This window comes from Citrobacter sp. H12-3-2 (genome assembly GCF_009649895.1).
Classification (GTDB): domain Bacteria; phylum Pseudomonadota; class Gammaproteobacteria; order Enterobacterales; family Enterobacteriaceae; genus Citrobacter; species Citrobacter portucalensis.
On sequence record NZ_CP045837.1, the window covers coordinates 35,812 to 53,170 of the forward strand.

The following is a 17,359-nucleotide window of genomic DNA, read 5'->3' on the forward strand; positions in this document are numbered from 1 at the left end:
CGGTTTCACCTGGACGCTGTCTCAGGCGCGTCTTCCGGCTGATTTTTACAATGCCTGCTATTCGCAGGTATAAAAATTAGCTCGGGAGTGTCAAATGCTGGCCTTTCTAAACCAGGTGCGCAAGCCGACCCTGGATCTGCCGCTCGATGTGCGGCGCAAAATGTGGTTCAAACCATTCATGCAGTCCTATCTGGTGGTCTTTATCGGCTACCTGACCATGTACCTGATCCGCAAAAACTTCAACATCGCGCAGAACGACATGATCTCCACCTACGGGCTGAGCATGACGCAGCTGGGGATGATTGGCCTGGGCTTCTCCATCACCTACGGCGTGGGTAAAACGCTGGTTTCCTACTACGCGGATGGAAAAAACACCAAGCAGTTCCTGCCGTTTATGCTGATCCTCTCCGCCATCTGTATGCTTGGCTTCAGCGCCAGCATGGGCGCGGGTTCAACCAGCCTGTTTTTGATGATCGCTTTCTACGCGCTGAGCGGTTTCTTCCAGAGTACTGGCGGCTCATGTAGCTATTCCACCATTACTAAATGGACGCCGCGTCGCAAGCGGGGTTCCTACCTCGGCATGTGGAATATCTCCCACAACCTCGGCGGTGCGGGTGCGGCGGGCGTGGCGCTGTTTGGCGCTAACTATCTGTTCGACGGTCACGTCATCGGTATGTTTATCTTCCCGTCGATTATTGCTCTGATTGTTGGCTTTATCGGCCTGCGCTACGGCAGCGACTCCCCGGAATCTTATGGCCTCGGTAAAGCCGAAGAGCTGTTCGGTGAGGAGATCAGCGAAGAAGACAAAGAAACCGAAGAAAACGAGATGACCAAATGGCAGATCTTTGTTGAGTACGTGCTGAAAAACAAAGTGATCTGGCTGTTATGTTTCTCGAACATCTTCCTGTACGTAGTGCGTATCGGTATCGACCAGTGGTCCACCGTCTACGCTTTCCAGGAGCTGAAGCTCTCCAAAGAAGTGGCGATTCAGGGCTTTACCCTGTTTGAAGTGGGCGCGCTGGTTGGCACGCTGATGTGGGGTTGGCTCTCCGACCTGGCTAACGGTCGTCGTGCGCTGGTGGCCTGTGTAGCGCTGGCGTTGATTATCGCCACTCTGGGCGTTTATCAGCACGCCAGCAACCAGTACGTTTATCTGACTTCGCTGTTTGCGCTGGGCTTCCTGGTGTTTGGCCCACAGCTGTTAATCGGCGTTGCGGCAGTCGGGTTTGTGCCGAAAAAAGCGATCGGCGCAGCCGATGGGATTAAAGGCACTTTCGCTTATCTGATTGGTGACAGCTTCGCCAAGCTCGGTTTGGGGATGATTGCCGACGGCACGCCGATTTTCGGGCTGACCGGCTGGGCAGGCACTTTCGCCGCGCTGGATGCTGCCGCTATCGGTTGTATCTGTTTGATGGCCATCGTGGCTGTGTTTGAAGAACGTAAAATTCGCCGCGAGAAAAAGATTCAACAATTGAAAGTAGCTTAAGTTAAGTGTGCATTGGTAACTTTTGCCCGCCTTAATGGCGGGCTTTTTTATGCTCTCAACTGGCTGGTTTCATGTACCAGATTGCGCAGCCACTGATGAGCGGCATCGCGGTGCGTGCGTTCATGCCAGGCCATGCTTTTTGTAAAACCGGTTATGGGCAGCGGGGGCGGTAAAACGTGCATACGGGTGTCGTCATACGCCAGACGGGCAGGAACAACGGCAATCATATCACTGATGGCGAGGATGTCCGGCAATACCAGGAAGCTGCTAACCGACAAACCAATCTGCCGTTGGCGTCCGACGCTTGCCAGTGCCTCATCGGTGACGCCCCAGAAACTTTCACCCACATAAGAAACCAGCACATGCTTCAGCGCGCAGAAGCGATCGAGCGTCAGCGGTTGCCCCGCATCAGGATGCGCATGACGCATGAGACAAACGTACTCTTCATCATATAACGCCCGGCTATGCAGGTTGTCGGGCGTGGAATCCGGCGTCAGCAACGCCAGGTCGATTTTCCCCTGCTCAAACTGTGTGGTGAGCAGCACTGGCTCAACCGGGATCACTCGTACACGAATGCCCGGTGCGCGCACGCGAAGCGCGGCAATAAATGGCACGATAACCGCTTTGAGCGCGTAATCCGTAGCGGCGACGGTAAAGGTGAGCGCTGCGGTGAGCGGGTCAAATTGTGTCGGTTTAAGCAGGATATCGATATCGCTGAGGATCTGTTTGACCGGGGCGGCCAACTGTTGGGCACGCAGCGTCGGAACAATGCCATGCGGTGTGCGACTAAACAGCGGATCGTCAAAATAGTCGCGCAGGCGGTTGAGCATACCGCTTACCGCAGGCTGGGTGAGCGACAGCCGCTGCGCCGCCCGGGTTACGCTACGTTCATCCAGCAGGGCATCCAGCGTTTTTAACAGATTGAGATCGAGCGTTCTGATATCAGATTTCATGATGTCTGCCTGCGAGTTCGATAAGTCACATTATGACACGTTCAGTCGTCGACAGAGGTGAATTTGCCGCTATGATGGGCGTCCTGTCTGGTAATGGATGTGCGCATGATTTGGATAATGCTGGCCACGCTGGTGGTTGTTTTTGTGGTGGGATTTCGGGTGCTAACGTCCGGGTCGCGGCGGGCAATTCGCCGTCTGAGCGAGCGGCTGAACATTGATGTCGTGCCGGTAGAATCGATGATCGATCAGATGGGAAAAGTACAGGGTGAGGCTTTTTTACAGTACCTCCACCGTCCTGATGAATCGCATCTACAAAATGCTGCCCAGGTGCTGTTGATCTGGCAAATCGTTATTGTCGACGGCAGTGAGCAGAACTTGTTGCAATGGCACCGCTGGCTGCAAAAAGCCCGGCTGGCTGCACCGATTACCGACGCGCAGGTGCGTCTGGCGCTCGGTTTTCTGCGCGAGATGGAGCCGGATATGCAGGAGCTTAATGCGTTCCAGATGCGCTATAACGCCTTTTTCCAGCCCGAGGATGGCGTGCACTGGCTGCACTGATATCAAAATTTATGATGACGACTATTTTGAATCGTCATTATCTTTATATCTTACGCGAAAGCATGATGTACATCGTTAACTCACACGACGAGGTACATCATGAATCAAGCGACTCAACAACGTGCAATTATCTGGCCTGCAGCGTATCTGCCGGGGACGACTGATAACTTTGCCTCAAATGAAATTATCGTTGCCGGACTGAGCGCCCGTGCCGTCTGGGCACAGCTTAATGACACAACGCGCTGGCCGACGTATTACAGCAACGTGGCGGATATCCGTTTTCACGACGGTTCCGGTCCATTGTTAAGCATGGATGCCCGCTTTCGTTTTACGACTTTTGGTTTCCCCATCGAAGCGCAAATCACTGAGTATGTGCCGCCGGTTGACGGCCAGGCCGCGCGTGTTGCCTGGCATGGCTGGGCGGAAGGCGACGCCACTACACGTCTGGATGTGATCCACGCCTGGCTCTTTGAGGATTTACCCGGCGGGCGCGTACGTATTCTGACCCAGGAATCACAAATTGGTGTTCCGGCACAAGAACTGGCACGTACGCTGCCCAATCCGATGATAAACGGTCATCAGGAGTGGATAACCGGCCTGGCCCGGGCTGCGCGTGACGCTTAATTGAGCCAGAAAGGGCTCTCTGTCCTGGGCTGGATAAGGCGCAGCCGATCTCTGGTGAATAGTTGTCAAAACGTTAAATACGTCACAAATTTAATGTTACACTGCGTAACTTTTCTACAATAACCCCACGCAGGTAACAAAATGAGTGAAGCTGTTGAACAAAAATCCCGCGCTGAGGCAAATTCCCGACCTAACTGGTCGGCGGTATTTGCCGTGGCGTTCTGCGTTGCCTGCCTGATAACCGTTGAATTTCTCCCCGTTAGCCTGTTAACGCCGATGGCGCAGGATTTGGGGATTTCTGAAGGCGTGGCCGGACAATCGGTGACCGTGACGGCATTTGTCGCCATGTTCGCCAGCCTGTTTGTGACGCAAATTATTCAGGCGACCGATCGTCGCTACGTGGTGATTCTGTTTTCGGTGCTGCTGACGCTTTCCTGTCTGCTGGTTTCCTTTGCCAATTCCTTTTCGCTGCTGCTCGTTGGCCGCGCCTGCCTCGGTCTGGCGCTTGGCGGCTTCTGGGCGATGTCGGCGTCGCTGACCATGCGTCTGGTTCCTGCACGTACGGTGCCGAAAGCGCTGTCGGTTATTTTTGGCGCGGTCTCCATCGCGCTGGTAATTGCCGCGCCGCTGGGGAGCTTTTTGGGCGGCATTATCGGCTGGCGTAACGTGTTTAATGCGGCGGCGGTAATGGGCGTGCTGTGCACGATTTGGGTGGTGAGAGCGTTGCCTTCGCTGCCTGGTGAACCTTCGCATCAGAAACAAAACATGTTCAGCTTGTTGCAGCGTCCAGGGGTGATGGCCGGGATGATTGCCATCTTCATGTCCTTTGCTGGTCAGTTCGCCTTCTTTACCTATATTCGCCCGATCTATATGAATCTGGCGGGCTTTGACGTTGATGGCCTGACGCTGGTGCTGCTGAGCTTCGGTATTGCCAGTTTCGTTGGTACGTCGTTCTCGTCGATGATTTTGAAGCGTTCGGTCAAACTGGCGTTAGCCGGTGCGCCACTGGTGCTGGCGCTCAGTGCGCTGGTCCTGATCCTATGGGGCAGCGACAAAGTGGTCGCGGCGGGTATTGCGATTATTTGGGGGCTGTTGTTTGCGCTGGTACCGGTCGGCTGGTCGACGTGGATCACCCGTTCGCTTGCCGATCAGGCAGAAAAAGCCGGATCCGTCCAGGTCGCCGTGATCCAGCTTGCCAATACCTGCGGGGCAGCGGTGGGAGGCTATGCGCTCGATACCCTCGGACTGCTGTCGCCCCTGATGCTTTCCGGCAGCCTGATGCTGCTGACGGCGCTTTTGGTGGCAGCGAAAGTTCGCATAAAAGGTATGCAATAATCTCGGTGTTGTTCGCCGGATAAGGCGTTCTCGCCGTATCCGGCACTTCACTTCTCACTAATCAGAACCATGCTTCCCACATGGCACCAAGGTTAAAGTCGTCCAGCGTTTCATCCTGCGTGCCGTTGACCCGCGCGGTGCGATCGTTATCCACCTTGCCGCCGGTGACGTAGAAGCGCAGCATCGGGCGGAACTCCGGTCCCATGGCGATCGACATGTTCTGCGACAGCGTCAGTTTCCAGCCGTGGTTATCCCCGCCGTTGTCGTAATCTACGCGCTGATAGCCCGCTTCCAGCCAGGTGGAGTGAACGTCGTTCCAGAAGTACATTGGACGCACAATCGCGCCGTAGTTCTTACGGTTATCGCTCTTATCGGTGCTGTTGTCGTAATCATGGAACGCTAACAGGTATTCCACCTGCGCCTGGCGGGTAAACTTATGACTTCCCTCGAAGCTGGCGTAAACCGTAGTCAGGTCGTCGGTTTTGTTATAGACGCTGTTGTCGGAGTTATCAGAATAACGGGCAATCACTTTATTCACGCCGCTGTCGTTGGTGTGGCTCAGCACGAATGCGCCCTGCCAGGCTTTCAGGCGGTCATCGCTCTCGACGGCTTTGGAGTCAAAACCGTAGTTGGCGTAGATCTCCAGATCCAGCGGGCCCACTTTCATATTGTGAATTTTTGACGTCACAGCGTAGTTGCCTTTATCGCCGGTACCGGAACCGCCGGTACAGGTAATACGCGATGGGTTGGCTTCGTCTTCCATCACTTCCGGGCTGCACGATTCAACTGCGGCAACGGTGGCGACATCAAACTGTACGCCGCCGATGTCGAAGTTCTTCACCCCGGCGCCCTGGCCGTCGTGGTTCATCCAGAAGTAGTCGTTGATACCCTGTTGCGGACGCTGGTGGAAGTCGCGGCCTGCCCAGATATAGGCGTTGGGATTGGATTCCAGTACGTTGGTGACGCCCGCGTAGGCTTTTTTCAGGTTAACTTCGTCGCCCCAGTGGTCGATCATCACGTTGATGTCCCAGATGGCGCCGTTATCGCTTTTGAACGCTTTTGAGAGCTGGAACTCGCCGCCGTTGCCTTCGTTACCCAGGCGACCGATAGCGGAAGCACCGTTGTAGGAGCCATCAACGCCAACGTATTTCTGATCGCCGCTCTGGAAATGCGCGCCGTAACGCGCATAGCCGCTGAATTTCACACCGAACGGAATAGCCATATCCGGCGATTGCGCCGCGCTTTGCGGCTCGTTAATGACATCGGTTTTTTTCGCCACGGCGGCATCCATTTTTGCCTGACGCTCAGCCAGCGCTTTATCGACGGCTTTGGCAACGATGGCATCGATTTGTTCTTGTGTGAATTCCTGTGCGAGGACAGAAATTGGGCACAGCGCGGCGACGACCGCCAGCGTGACTGGAAGTTTTTTTATCATGTTCATGGTTATCTCATCGACACTTTACCCTTCAGTTTGCGCAGAGCATTCTGAATAAGCGTGTGCATTAATTTATTTTAAGATAATAACCATCCCGTCTCGGTTTAATTTGCTATCACCAAAACAAGTTGATTTGTCTATTTAATAACGGGTACAGGGCTGCTTTATTTAATCGTAATGCTTTCTCCGTTGTTGAATGTGTAATTAACGATTAACGCTGATACAGATGAATAATTTCTTCTGACAGTTCGCGGGCTAATAACGACGTCATTAAGTGATCCTGCGCATGCACCATAATTAATGTCATTGGTTGCCGGGCTTCCCCGGCGTCCTGTTCGATCAATTTGGTTTGCATGTGATGAGCCTGACGGGCGTAACCGTCAGCCTCACGAAGCAGGCTTTTTGCCTCGTCAATATTGCCGGCGCGCGCGGCATGCAGCGCTTCAAAGCACAGACTGCGGGATTGTCCGGCATTGACGATGATTTCCATTACTGCTTCTTCTAATGCAATCATGTTGTTCTCTTCCTAATCGAATCCGTTATTTTCGGCGGTCTGGGCAAACCATTCGCCGCTTTTTTTCACCGTACGTTTTTGCGTTGCTAAATCTAACTGAACAAAACCGTAGCGGTTTTTATAGCCGTTAAGCCATGACCAGTTATCAATAAAGGTCCACATATGGTAGCCAAGACAATTACAGCCTTCGCTAATTCCTTTATGTAGCCATTTAAGATGCTCAGAAACAAATTCAATACGGTAGCTGTCGTTGATTTGCTCTTGCTGAATAAAACGCTGCTCATTCTCGACACCCATACCGTTTTCAGAAATAAAACAGCGCGGGTTGCCATAATTATCACGCAGATTGGTAATAATATCGTAAATACCCGGCTCATAAATTTCCCAGCCACGGTAGGGGTTCATTTTCCGCCCCGGCATTTCGTAATAATCAAACAGCCACTCCGGCATAAACGGTGCATCCGGGTTGACGGCGCTATCACGACATTTCACGCGACGCGGCTGATAGTAGTTGATGCCGAGCAGGTCGATTTTGCCCTCGGCGATTAACTGGCTGTCGCCTGGATGACATGTTGGTAATTGATCATACTCCTTCAGCAGCTCAACCAGATCCGCCGGATATTCACCCTTCAGCACCGGGTCAAGGAAACTGCGGTTAAACATCAGGTCCGCATAGTGTGCGGCTTTTACATCCGCCGGATTTTGTGAGCGCGGGTAGGAAGGCGTTAAATTCAGCACCACGCCGATTTCACCGTCATGGTTTGCGGCACGATATGCCCGAACCGCCGTCGAATGCGCCAGTACGGTGTGATACGCCACGGTGGCTGCACGTTTGAAATCCACCACATTAGGGTAATGGAAGTCATACAGATAGCCGCCTTCAACCGGGACAATTGGCTCGTTAAAGGTAAACCAGTGCTTAACCCGGTTGCCGAACAATGTAAAACACGTTTGTGCATAGCGGCCAAACGCCTCGACCACTTCACGGTTTTCCCAGCCACCTTTCTCCTGCATCACCATCGGCATGTCAAAATGGAACAGGGTGATAAATGGCGTAATGCCTTGTGCCAGCAGCTCGTCGATGACGTTGTTATAGAACTCGACGGCTTCAGGATTAACCTCGCCGGTACCGTCCGGAATCAGGCGCGACCAGCTCAGAGACGTACGGAAGCTGTTGTGCTTCAGCTGTTTGAGCAGTGCGATGTCCTGTTTCCAGTGCTGATAAAAGGTCGAGGTAGTTGCCGGGCTAACTCCCTGATGGAAACGACCTGGCTGACGGTCGAACCACACGTCCCACGTGGTCTGGCTTTTGCCGCCGTTCAGGCTATCCCCTTCGGTTTGCAGCGCTGAGCAGGCACTGCCCCACCAGAAGTTTTCAGGAAAACGGTATCTCATTGTTCTGACTCCTTGATTCATTATGAGTTGCTACGGGCAGCGTTCGCCACGGAGACGGCATCCTGTGCTTTTTGCTCTTCGGTTTTCAGCAAAGAACGTTCGTAAGCACGCAGGAATGGAAGGTACATCAGCGCTGACATCGCCATACAGATAAAGCACATCACCACCGGACTTAATGCCCAGTTTGCGGCCCAGGAAGCACCGATTGGCGCAGGCGTAGTCCACGGCGTCAGTGAAACAACCTGTGCCAGCCAGCCGAGTTTGGTGGCGCTATAGGCCAGCACGGCGTTAACCAGCGGGACGCAGACAAACGGGATGAACAACATCGGGTTCATGATGATTGGCGCACCAAACAGAATAGGCTCATTGATATTAAAGAAACTAGGCACAATTCCCATTTTGCCGATAGTACGCAGATGCGCGACGCGACTGCGCAGCAGCAGGAATGCCAGCGGTAAAGTTGAACCGACGCCGCCAATCAGCAGGTAGTGATCCCAGAAACCTTGCAGATAGACATGGGGCAGCGCAGCGCCCGCTGCCAGAGCGGCCTGGTTAGCGGACAGGTTCGCCATCCAGAATGGGTTCATGATGCCGGTTACGATCAATGAGCCGTGAATGCCGGCAAACCAGAAAATCTGGCACAACAGCACAGAAAGCAGAATAGCGGGCAGTGAGTCAGAAGCGGAAACCAGCGGCTCCAGCAGGTGCATAATCGCCTGCGGGATGATCATCCCGGTTTGTGCTTCGATAAACAGGTTCAGCGGATGCAGGGTCGCAATCACCACCAGTACCGGAATGAGGATCTCGAATGAACGCGCGACGCCGGTCGGGACTTCCTTCGGCAGGCGGATTGTCACGTTATTCTGCTTCAGCCATGCATATATACGGGTGGAGTAAATGGCGGTGATGAGGGCGGTAAAGATACCCTGACCGGAAAGATACTGCGTCGAGATTTTACCGTCGGCATAGGGCGCAGCAACCAGTAAAAACGCCATAAAGGCCAGCAGGCCGGACATCACCGGATCGAGGTTAAACTGACGGCCCAGGCTGGCACCAATGCCCACGGAGATAAAGAACGTCATAACACCCATGCTGAGGTTAAACGGCAGCATCAGCTGTTCACGATAAGTTGCCGAGAAATCGAGCCAGCCCCGGGCAAAGCTGTTGGTGGTATCGGCAGAGAACGGCGGAAAAATAAACACCAGCATGAAGGAGCCGATGATCATAAACGGCAGCGCCGCCGTAAAACCGTCACGAATTGCAATCACATACTTCTGCTGCCCTAACTTGCCAGCGAGCGGGGTGATGGATTGTTCAATGACGGCAACCATTGACTGATATAACGAACTCATAATGACACCTTTCTAGTGTGTCGCTTCAATCAGCGACAGAGCATAATCCAGCACTTTGTCACCGCGTTGCATACCGTAATCCATCATATCTATGGCTTTTACGGGTATACCCTGGGTGGCAGCCTTTTCGGAGAGCGTATTAAGCATGTACTTTACCTGGGGGCCGAGTAGCACCACCTGGTAATTTGGAAACTGAATGTCAAATTCGGAAACGCCGTAGGCCTCAATCTTCACAGGCAATCCGCGAGACTCTGCCTCTTCAACCATTTTGCGAACCAGCAAGCTGGTGGACATCCCTGCCGAACAACACAACATAATCCTGAACATAGTGAACCATCCTTTAAATGTAAAAACTTATTGCGAGTCTGATTTGATATCATACGGAAACCGGTTTCCATTCGTGGAAAACAGAACTGTGACGGCCATCAAGATCTTATTCTTATAAGGCTAATTATTTGGATTTAGCTCACGAAATTAGCTGTGAAGATCTCTTTTTGAGTCCAAATGGAAAATCGGTTTCCATGAAAAACGGAAACAGCTATACTGCGGATGGCGATTATTTGAGCCAATGTTAAATTCAGGATGGAAAGGGCCAGGCGGGTCCTGTCAGGGGAGAATGATGTCTACTATCAACGATGTATCGCGTTTGGCTGGCGTGTCAAAAGCCACTGTGTCACGCGTGTTGAGCGGATCGCGTGGCGTAAAAGAGGCCAGCCGCCTCGCCGTGTTGAAAGCGGTGGATGAACTCAATTATCGTCCGAACGTGATTGCGCAGTCGCTACTCAGCCAGTCTACGGGCTGTATCGGCGTGATATGCGCGCAGGACAACATTAATCAGACCACGGGTTATCTCTATGCGCTGGAAAAGCATCTTAGCCAGCATCAAAAGCACCTGCTGCTGCGTTTTGCCAATACCAAAGCGGAAGTCATGAGCGCTCTTGATGAATTAAGCTGCGGCTTGTGCGATGACGTCCTGATTATTGGCGCGCGTTTTCCGCTGAACATCAATCAGGAGAATGTCATTCTGGTGGATTGTCTGGATTCCGGCGATGACGTCAACAGCATCCAGTTCGATCATGAGTTCGCTACCGAAACCGCCTGTAACTACCTGATAAGTCAGAACCGACGCCAGATTGCTTTAATTCATCCGGACGGGATGGGTTTCTCCGATCAGGTGCTGTTGGGCTATAAACACGCGCTGGAAAAAAACTTCCTGCCGTTTAACCGTAACCTGGTATTTATGGCTGCAACGTCATCGTCAGTGGCCTTGCAGGAGCTGCTGAACAACGCGTCGACGCTGAATTTTAACGCGCTGCTGGTGGCGGATGAACAGCAGGCACAGCGGGTGATCCCGCAGTTGCAGGCGTTTAATAAATCAGTACCGCAAGACATTATGGTCTTTAGCCTGGCCGGTTCGCTGCATCTGCCGGGAATCCCTACGATCCCGGCGATTGAATATTCCATGGACGCCATGGCGGCGCGGATCGTCAGTTGGCTCAACGAGAAAACCCAGAGCGTGCTGGGGTCGTACGTGCTGCGCGGCGACTTAATTATTCCTCAGCGTTAACGCTTTCCCTCTGGCGTGGGGCTATTTCGCTTCACGCCTATAAATCCGGGCATTCAACTTTGCCAAGCGCTTCCCAGTAGTTGTTTTGATTGTTTCTTTGAATTGCCAGAATGGCTTCGCGGATGTGCTGCTGATTACGCGTATCAGCCATAATCGTTTTTTCCCACACCTCATCAGATGGCGACCCTTGCGGGGTGCAAATCTTACGTAAATCCTTCATAACGGTATTCTTTTCGTGTACAGCCTGCAGACTGCCATAAGCCGAGTCGGCATGTGCCAGACCGGGTAGCGTGAAAAGGACGGCAATAATCGGAAAAATGACTCGTTTCATGATAATAATCCTTGTTGTCTATGCGCATCATCTCAAGAGTAAGTGTAGACGGCATACGACTCACTCATCACCCTGTGTTAATGTCTAAAAATAAATCAGCCAGAAGTTGTAGTTATTTCAGGAGGATAGGATGCAAATACAGATTACAGATACGATTACCGAAGACGATCAAAATGCCCTGCTTGCCGGATTGCGCGCTTACAACCGGCAGTTTCTCAGAACCACCAATTTTGGCGACCTGGCTGTGTACTGGCGCGATGAGCGCAATGACATTCTGGGTGGGCTGATCGGCAAAATCAAAGGCGAATGGCTGTGCATTGATTTTCTGTGGATGCATGACTCGCTGCGTAAAGGTGGTTACGGCACAAAATTGATGCAGGCCGCAGAACAGACGGCGCGTGAGAGAGGATGCCTGCATGCGCTGGTGGATACCATGAGTTTCCAGGCGCTGCCGTTTTATCAGAAAAACGGTTATCAGCTGCAAATGACCCTCGATAACTTCCCGGAAACCGGTTCCGCGCGCCATTATTTGTCGAAAACGTTTTGATGACCGGAAGGTCTGGATGCTGCCGCCAAAGAGGATTTAGGTACTTGCCCGGAGGTGATCACGCTTACCGGGCATTTTTGCGAGCGTTATTCCCTGAAAATGAATACATTGCAAAAGTATGTATTTATCCGCCAAGCCGCCTCGCAGATAGAAAAATTCCCAGATGTTGTGTGTGCGACTGGCGAGTAAGGTTCCGTCATCTTGTTCTTTTGGTGACGGACCGCCATGAAAAAACCAACAACTTCTACGCCGCATGATGCGGTATTTAAAAAGTTCTTAAGCCATCCAGAAACGGCTCGGGATTTTCTTGATAGCTATCTCCCCGCACCATTACGTGAACTTTGCGATCTGAACACACTGAAGCTGGAGCCAGGGAGTTTTATTGAGGAAGACCTGCGTGCCAGTTATTCCGATGTTCTGTGGTCGCTAAAAACGAGAACTGGTAAAGGCTATATCTACGCGTTGATTGAACACCAGAGTTCACCGGATGCTCATATGGCATTCCGAATGATGCGTTACGCCATTGCCGCGATGCAGAATCACCTTGATGCCGGGCACAAAACGCTGCCGCTGGTGGTTCCGATACTTTTTTACCATGGCGTTGCCAGCCCGTACCCTTTTTCGCTGTGCTGGCTGGATGAATTTGACGATCCAGAGACTGCGCGGCAGCTTTATGGAGCGGCCTTCCCGCTGGTCGATATCACGGTGGTGTCTGATGATGAGATTATGCAACACCGGCGAGTGGCACTACTGGAACTTGTCCAGAAGCATATACGCGAGCGCGATTTGATGGTGCTGGTCGATAAACTGGTTGCCCTGTTGATTAAGGGACACGCTAATGACAGTCAGGTAGAAACGCTATTTAATTACCTGGTGCAGTCTGGCAGCGCACCGCGTTTTGAGGCGTTTATTCGAGAGGTTGCCCTGCGCGTTCCCCAGCATAAGGAGAGATTAATGACGATTGCAGAATGCTTACGTGAGTCGGGGCGAAGGACAGGGTTGCTAGAGGGCAAACTCGAAGGCAAACGCGAGGGCAAAAAGGACGAAGCGTTGCGGATAGCCCATGCCATGCTTGAGAAGGGGATCGATCGTGAACTGGTGCTAATTATTACCGGGCTTGCAATTGATGAACTAACAGTATCTTCCGACTAATTTATCTTAGCCCCATTATGCTTTTTTCTTCTTGCTGATGCTTTTTCGTTTTTTAAACCGCAGCGGCCTTCCCGCTATAGTCATTTCATTACTCATCAGGCGGTTATTGCAAAAGGATAAAACGTGAAGCTGAAGATACCTTATTTCGGGGCCGGGGCGGCGGTATTACTGGCGGGATTATTGCTGGCAGGATGCGATCAACAGAGCAGCGATGCAAAGCATATCAAAGTGGGTGTAATTAACGGTGCTGAGCAGGATGTAGCGGAGGTCGCGAAGAAAGTCGCTAAAGAAAAGTATGGTCTGGAGGTTGAACTGGTGGGTTTTAGCGGTTCTCTGTTGCCCAACGATGCCACCAATCATGGTGAGCTGGATGCCAACGTCTTCCAGCATCGCCCGTTCCTTGAACAAGATAATAAAGCACACGACTATAAGCTGGTTGCGGTGGGCAATACCTTTGTGTTCCCGATGGCTGGTTATTCGAAGAAAATCAAAACTGTCGCTGAACTAAAAGACGGTGCAACGATTGCGATACCTAACGATCCTACCAATCTGGGCCGGGCGCTGTTGCTACTGCAAAAAGAGAAGTTAATTACGCTGAAAGCGGATACCGGCCTGCTGCCAACAGCGTTGGATATTACTGATAATCCGCGGCATCTGAAAATTATGGAACTGGAAGGTGCGCAGTTGCCGCGTGTGCTGGACGATCAGAAAGTGGATGTGGCGATTATCAGTACCACCTACATCCAGCAAACCGGGCTTTCCCCGGTACATGACAGCGTATTTATTGAAGACAAAAACTCACCGTATGTGAACATTCTGGTGGCGCGAGAAGACAACAAAGATGCCGAGAATGTGAAAGAGTTCCTGCAATCTTATCAGTCACCTGAAGTGGCGAAGGCGGCAGAAACTATCTTTAACGGTGGCGCGGTTCCGGGCTGGTAATCATAACCTTTTGCCGCGCCGGTTGGTGTTAAACCGCTCTGGCGCGGCGACGTGAGTCCATTGAGATAAGTATTACCGAAGAGAGGATCAAAAGCGTGCCCAGCCAGTCTGGCAGGGTAAAGGTAATACCTAACAGCTGCAGGGACAGCAACGCGCTGCTCAACGGTTCCGCGCAGCTTAAAATGCTCGCTTTCGGTCCGCCAATCATCTGCGCGCCTTTCAGGTACAGGCTAAACGTCAGCGACGTGCCGATGACCACCAGATAGAAAAACGCCAGAATCAAACTGCCATTCACCACGAAATTAGTGCCCTGTCCGGCATAAAACGGCAGCAGGATCATGCCGCCGATTAACATACTCCAGCCGACGACCGGCAGCGTGCCGTAGCGCGCGATAAGCGTTGAGGGGTAGGTGGTGTAGAACGCGGCGGCAAACGCCGAGGCAATTCCCCAGAACAGCGCGGCAGGTGAGATAGACAGCGACGTCGGGTTACCGTGGGTGACCAGCAAGAAGGTGCCGATAAGCGATGTGAAGATCGCAGTCAGCACTAAAATCCCCGGTCGTGCTTTGCGCACCACGGAAAACCACGCCACGATTATGGTCGGTGACAAAAATTGCAGCACCGTCGCGGTGGCGGCGTTGGATTTTTCAATAGTCAGCAGAAAGGTTAGCTGTACGGTGAGCGCCCCAACCACGGAAAAAATCAGCAGGCTGATGGCGTCTTTGCGGTTTTTGATAATGGAGAACACTTTGTCGCCGTGAACGAAAGAGAGCATCAGCAGAATGAGCCCGGCGAAAATCAGGCGCGTCATGGTCAGAAACTGCGACGACATCTGGCTTTGCTCCATGATGTATTGCGCGCAAACGCCTGAACTTCCCCATAATACGGCGGCAATCAGGACGTTCATCATCCCTCTTCTGGTGGAACTCATCTTTCCCTCGGCATGTTGTTTTGTTTTATTTGTGTGCAGGCATCATAGCAGAGATGGTTGCGATTTCTGCCAGCACATCCGCAATCAGCCAGTCATTAAAGACTTTTACCTCCGGGCGCATTACCGCGTGCTGTGGCGTAACAATGTAGTAAGACCATGCCAGAGGCCAGCGGGTGTTGGGATGAAGCTGAACCAGTTGTCCGTCTGTCAGTAGCTGCTGCACCAATGCCCTACGCACAATGGCGACACCTTGACCGCTGAGCGCCGCCAGAATCACTGCAGAGGTAGAGTTGATGTGCAATCCACTGTCGCGAACGGCAGGTGCCTGGGTGGCGGTCAGGACATCATTCCAGCCCGGGAAATTGGCGCCGGGGTGGGGAGTGTCATCATGGATAAGCTTCTGTGCGGCCAACCATTCTCCACAGGATATTTTATCTACTGGCACAATACGTGGGCTACAAACCAGAACCGCTTCTTCATCCATCAGCCAGGTTTTATTTACCCCAGGCCAGTCGCCTTTACCGCAACGTACGCCCAGATCCGCTTCGCCATGAGCAACATCCATCAGCTTTTCCGTCACGTTCAAGCGTAATTCTATGTTTTCATGCGCTTGTGAGAAACGATTGAGGCGGCTCATCAGCCAGTTCATCACCAGTACCTGAGAGGCCGTGATGATCACCACCGAGCGCGCCCGTCGGCCGCGTAACTTGTTCAGCCCGGATTCCAGACTATCCAGTCCCTGGGTTATCTCGCGCAACGCGTCCTGTGCTTCGCTGACCAGCGTGAGACGCTCTTTACCTGAACGGGTTCGATGCAGCAGCGGGTGGCCAACCCAGTCTTCCAGCGCACGAACCAGTTGCCCAACGGCAGCCGGAGTGACCCCCAGTTCCTGCGCCGCACCAGTAAAACTGCCGTGGCGGGCTGTGGCCTCAAAAGCGTGTAACCATTTAAGCCGATTAAGCGAGCGCATCAGGTCATTTCCCGTTTTGTGAATATCTTCAGTATATGCCATCGAGATAGATTTTCTTTCTCGGATCGCTATTTCTTCTCATTCGTCAGCGCCTCAGGGTAGTGGCATTGTTAGCGCATTAACGAATACTTGAAACGAGGCTAACGATGAACACATTATTTGTCGGCAAAAAACTGTTAGTGGTGGGCGGTACCAGTGGTATCGGATTTGAAACCGCAAAACTGATCCTCCAGGGTGGTGGTCGAGTGGTGCTGGTTGGCAATCGTGCCGAGAAAGCGGAACAGGCCCGTCAGGCGTTGGCGGAACTGGGTGACGTCTCTGTCATTGTGGCGGATCTGATGTCAGAAGCGGGCGTTAAGCAGGTGATGGCAACGGTGAATGCTGAGCACAAAGACATCAACCTGTTAGTAAATGCAGCTGGGGTTTTCTTCCCAAAACCTTTCACTGATCATGAAGTTGAGGATTATGAACTGTACATGAGCCTCAACCGCGCGACGTTTTTTATCACCCGCGATGTCGTGCGTAATATGGTGGCGGCTAACATCCAGGGTGCCATCGTGAATATTGGTTCGATGTGGGCGCAACAGGCAATTGGCGCAACACCTTCTTCAGCGTACTCAATGGCAAAAGCGGGCCTGCATGCATTAACTAAAAATCTGGCCATCGAGCTGGGGGCGAATGGGATCCGCGTCAATGCCGTTTCGCCAGCAGTCGTGCATACACCTATCTACGAAGGATTTATCCCGAAAGAAGACGTACAAGGTGTGATGAGTAGCTTTGACAGCTTCCATCCGATTGGTCGGGTTGGTACGCCGCGTGATGTGGCTGAATCCGTCGCCTTCCTGTTGTCAGACAAAGCGCAATGGGTAACTGGCGCCATCTGGGATGTCGATGGGGGAGTTATGGCTGGGCGTAATGGCTGATATAAATCCCCCGCATAGCTGCGGGGGCGCGTCGAGACATTAAGGCTCAATCGGCGTCAGATAATCCAGCCGTAGCGGTTCGGCTAGCAGATCGTTCATTTGTAGAATGAACGCCTGGAAATGTGGCAGAGCGATATGCTCATCCAGACCGGCCTGACCGCGCCAGGATTCGCGCACGTAGAACACATCCGGCGTGTCGCGTAACTGGAACAGGGCATATTCAATATTGCCCGGCTCCCGGCGCGTGGGCAGCAGCAGAGCTTGTAGCGCCTGTTTCAGTGCGTCGATTTTCCCCGGTTTGGCTTTCAGTACCGCAATAATTGAAATCACGTCAGAATCAGACA

At 52.5% G+C, this 17,359-nt stretch carries 19 protein-coding genes; 9 read left to right on the plus strand and 10 right to left on the minus strand.

The window, feature by feature from the left end; genetic code table 11:
* Positions 1-94: 94 nt before the first annotated feature.
* Positions 95-1,486: a hexose-6-phosphate:phosphate antiporter gene (gene uhpT / locus GHC22_RS00175; protein ID WP_008786520.1), complete on the plus strand. Its 1,392-nt coding sequence runs from the start codon at positions 95-97 to the stop codon at positions 1,484-1,486.
* A 47-nt stretch (positions 1,487-1,533) separates the two neighbouring features.
* Here uhpT and GHC22_RS00180 read toward each other — a convergent pair whose 3' ends face one another.
* Positions 1,534-2,439 (minus strand): LysR family transcriptional regulator, encoded by a 906-nt coding sequence (locus GHC22_RS00180; RefSeq protein ID WP_153751983.1) that lies wholly within the window; start codon positions 2,437-2,439, stop codon positions 1,534-1,536.
* A gap of 105 nt (positions 2,440-2,544) precedes the next feature.
* Here GHC22_RS00180 and GHC22_RS00185 point away from each other — a divergent pair, with 105 nt between their 5' ends.
* From GHC22_RS00185 to nepI, 3 genes are all read left to right on the plus strand, one after another.
* Positions 2,545-2,997 (plus strand): DUF1198 family protein, encoded by a 453-nt coding sequence (locus GHC22_RS00185; protein ID WP_003827141.1) that lies wholly within the window; start codon positions 2,545-2,547, stop codon positions 2,995-2,997.
* A gap of 99 nt (positions 2,998-3,096) precedes the next feature.
* Positions 3,097-3,621 (plus strand): SRPBCC domain-containing protein, encoded by a 525-nt coding sequence (locus GHC22_RS00190; RefSeq protein ID WP_003827143.1) that lies wholly within the window; start codon positions 3,097-3,099, stop codon positions 3,619-3,621.
* A gap of 141 nt (positions 3,622-3,762) precedes the next feature.
* A complete protein-coding gene (nepI, locus tag GHC22_RS00195; protein ID WP_008786516.1) occupies positions 3,763-4,956 on the plus strand; it encodes a purine ribonucleoside efflux pump NepI in 1,194 nt (397 codons plus the stop codon).
* A 61-nt stretch (positions 4,957-5,017) separates the two neighbouring features.
* On the opposite strand, the gene GHC22_RS00200 is transcribed toward nepI, so the two are convergent.
* The 5 genes from GHC22_RS00200 to GHC22_RS00220 form a co-directional block, all read right to left on the minus strand.
* Positions 5,018-6,397, minus strand: a complete 1,380-nt coding sequence (locus GHC22_RS00200; RefSeq protein ID WP_008786515.1) for a carbohydrate porin — start codon at positions 6,395-6,397, stop codon at positions 5,018-5,020.
* Positions 6,398-6,602: 205 nt separating this feature from the next.
* The gene (locus GHC22_RS00205) at positions 6,603-6,905 is read right to left on the minus strand and encodes a PTS lactose/cellobiose transporter subunit IIA (RefSeq protein ID WP_008786514.1); all 303 of its coding nucleotides are present in this window, start codon (positions 6,903-6,905) and stop codon (positions 6,603-6,605) included.
* Between the two features lie 12 nt (positions 6,906-6,917).
* Positions 6,918-8,300, minus strand: a complete 1,383-nt coding sequence (locus tag GHC22_RS00210) for a glycoside hydrolase family 1 protein (protein ID WP_153751985.1) — start codon at positions 8,298-8,300, stop codon at positions 6,918-6,920.
* A 20-nt stretch (positions 8,301-8,320) separates the two neighbouring features.
* The gene (locus tag GHC22_RS00215; protein WP_008786512.1) at positions 8,321-9,652 is read right to left on the minus strand and encodes a PTS cellobiose transporter subunit IIC; all 1,332 of its coding nucleotides are present in this window, start codon (positions 9,650-9,652) and stop codon (positions 8,321-8,323) included.
* Between the two features lie 12 nt (positions 9,653-9,664).
* Complete coding sequence (locus tag GHC22_RS00220; RefSeq protein WP_008786511.1) at positions 9,665-9,979, minus strand: PTS sugar transporter subunit IIB; 315 nt, start codon at positions 9,977-9,979, stop codon at positions 9,665-9,667.
* A 292-nt stretch (positions 9,980-10,271) separates the two neighbouring features.
* On the opposite strand from GHC22_RS00220, the gene GHC22_RS00225 reads away from it, so the two are divergent.
* Positions 10,272-11,219, plus strand: coding sequence for a LacI family DNA-binding transcriptional regulator (locus tag GHC22_RS00225; protein ID WP_032941556.1), 948 nt, complete (start codon positions 10,272-10,274; stop codon positions 11,217-11,219).
* Positions 11,220-11,256: 37 nt separating this feature from the next.
* Here the strand turns inward: GHC22_RS00225 and GHC22_RS00230 are convergent, their stop codons facing one another.
* Positions 11,257-11,550, minus strand: a complete 294-nt coding sequence (locus tag GHC22_RS00230; protein WP_008786509.1) for a YicS family protein — start codon at positions 11,548-11,550, stop codon at positions 11,257-11,259.
* A gap of 130 nt (positions 11,551-11,680) precedes the next feature.
* Here GHC22_RS00230 and GHC22_RS00235 point away from each other — a divergent pair, with 130 nt between their 5' ends.
* The 3 genes from GHC22_RS00235 (at position 11,681) to nlpA (ending at position 14,191) form a co-directional block, all read left to right on the plus strand.
* Positions 11,681-12,097, plus strand: a complete 417-nt coding sequence (locus tag GHC22_RS00235) for a GNAT family N-acetyltransferase (RefSeq protein ID WP_003827152.1) — start codon at positions 11,681-11,683, stop codon at positions 12,095-12,097.
* Between the two features lie 225 nt (positions 12,098-12,322).
* The gene (locus tag GHC22_RS00240; RefSeq protein ID WP_008786508.1) at positions 12,323-13,249 is read left to right on the plus strand and encodes an Rpn family recombination-promoting nuclease/putative transposase; all 927 of its coding nucleotides are present in this window, start codon (positions 12,323-12,325) and stop codon (positions 13,247-13,249) included.
* A 123-nt stretch (positions 13,250-13,372) separates the two neighbouring features.
* On the plus strand, positions 13,373-14,191 hold the full coding sequence (gene nlpA, locus GHC22_RS00245) for a lipoprotein NlpA (RefSeq protein WP_008786507.1): 819 nt from the start codon (positions 13,373-13,375) through the stop codon (positions 14,189-14,191).
* A gap of 28 nt (positions 14,192-14,219) precedes the next feature.
* Here nlpA and GHC22_RS00250 read toward each other — a convergent pair whose 3' ends face one another.
* On the minus strand, positions 14,220-15,122 hold the full coding sequence (locus GHC22_RS00250) for a carboxylate/amino acid/amine transporter (protein ID WP_153751987.1): 903 nt from the start codon (positions 15,120-15,122) through the stop codon (positions 14,220-14,222).
* Between the two features lie 25 nt (positions 15,123-15,147).
* The gene (locus GHC22_RS00255; protein WP_008786506.1) at positions 15,148-16,092 is read right to left on the minus strand and encodes a LysR substrate-binding domain-containing protein; all 945 of its coding nucleotides are present in this window, start codon (positions 16,090-16,092) and stop codon (positions 15,148-15,150) included.
* 146 nt (positions 16,093-16,238) lie between these two features.
* On the opposite strand from GHC22_RS00255, the gene GHC22_RS00260 reads away from it, so the two are divergent.
* Positions 16,239-17,015, plus strand: a complete 777-nt coding sequence (locus GHC22_RS00260; protein WP_032945417.1) for an SDR family NAD(P)-dependent oxidoreductase — start codon at positions 16,239-16,241, stop codon at positions 17,013-17,015.
* A gap of 39 nt (positions 17,016-17,054) precedes the next feature.
* Here GHC22_RS00260 and GHC22_RS00265 read toward each other — a convergent pair whose 3' ends face one another.
* Positions 17,055-17,345 carry a putative quinol monooxygenase gene (locus GHC22_RS00265; RefSeq protein WP_162623446.1) on the minus strand — a complete coding sequence of 97 codons (291 nt, stop codon included), beginning with the start codon at positions 17,343-17,345 and terminating at the stop codon, positions 17,055-17,057.
* Positions 17,346-17,359: the final 14 nt, after the last annotated feature.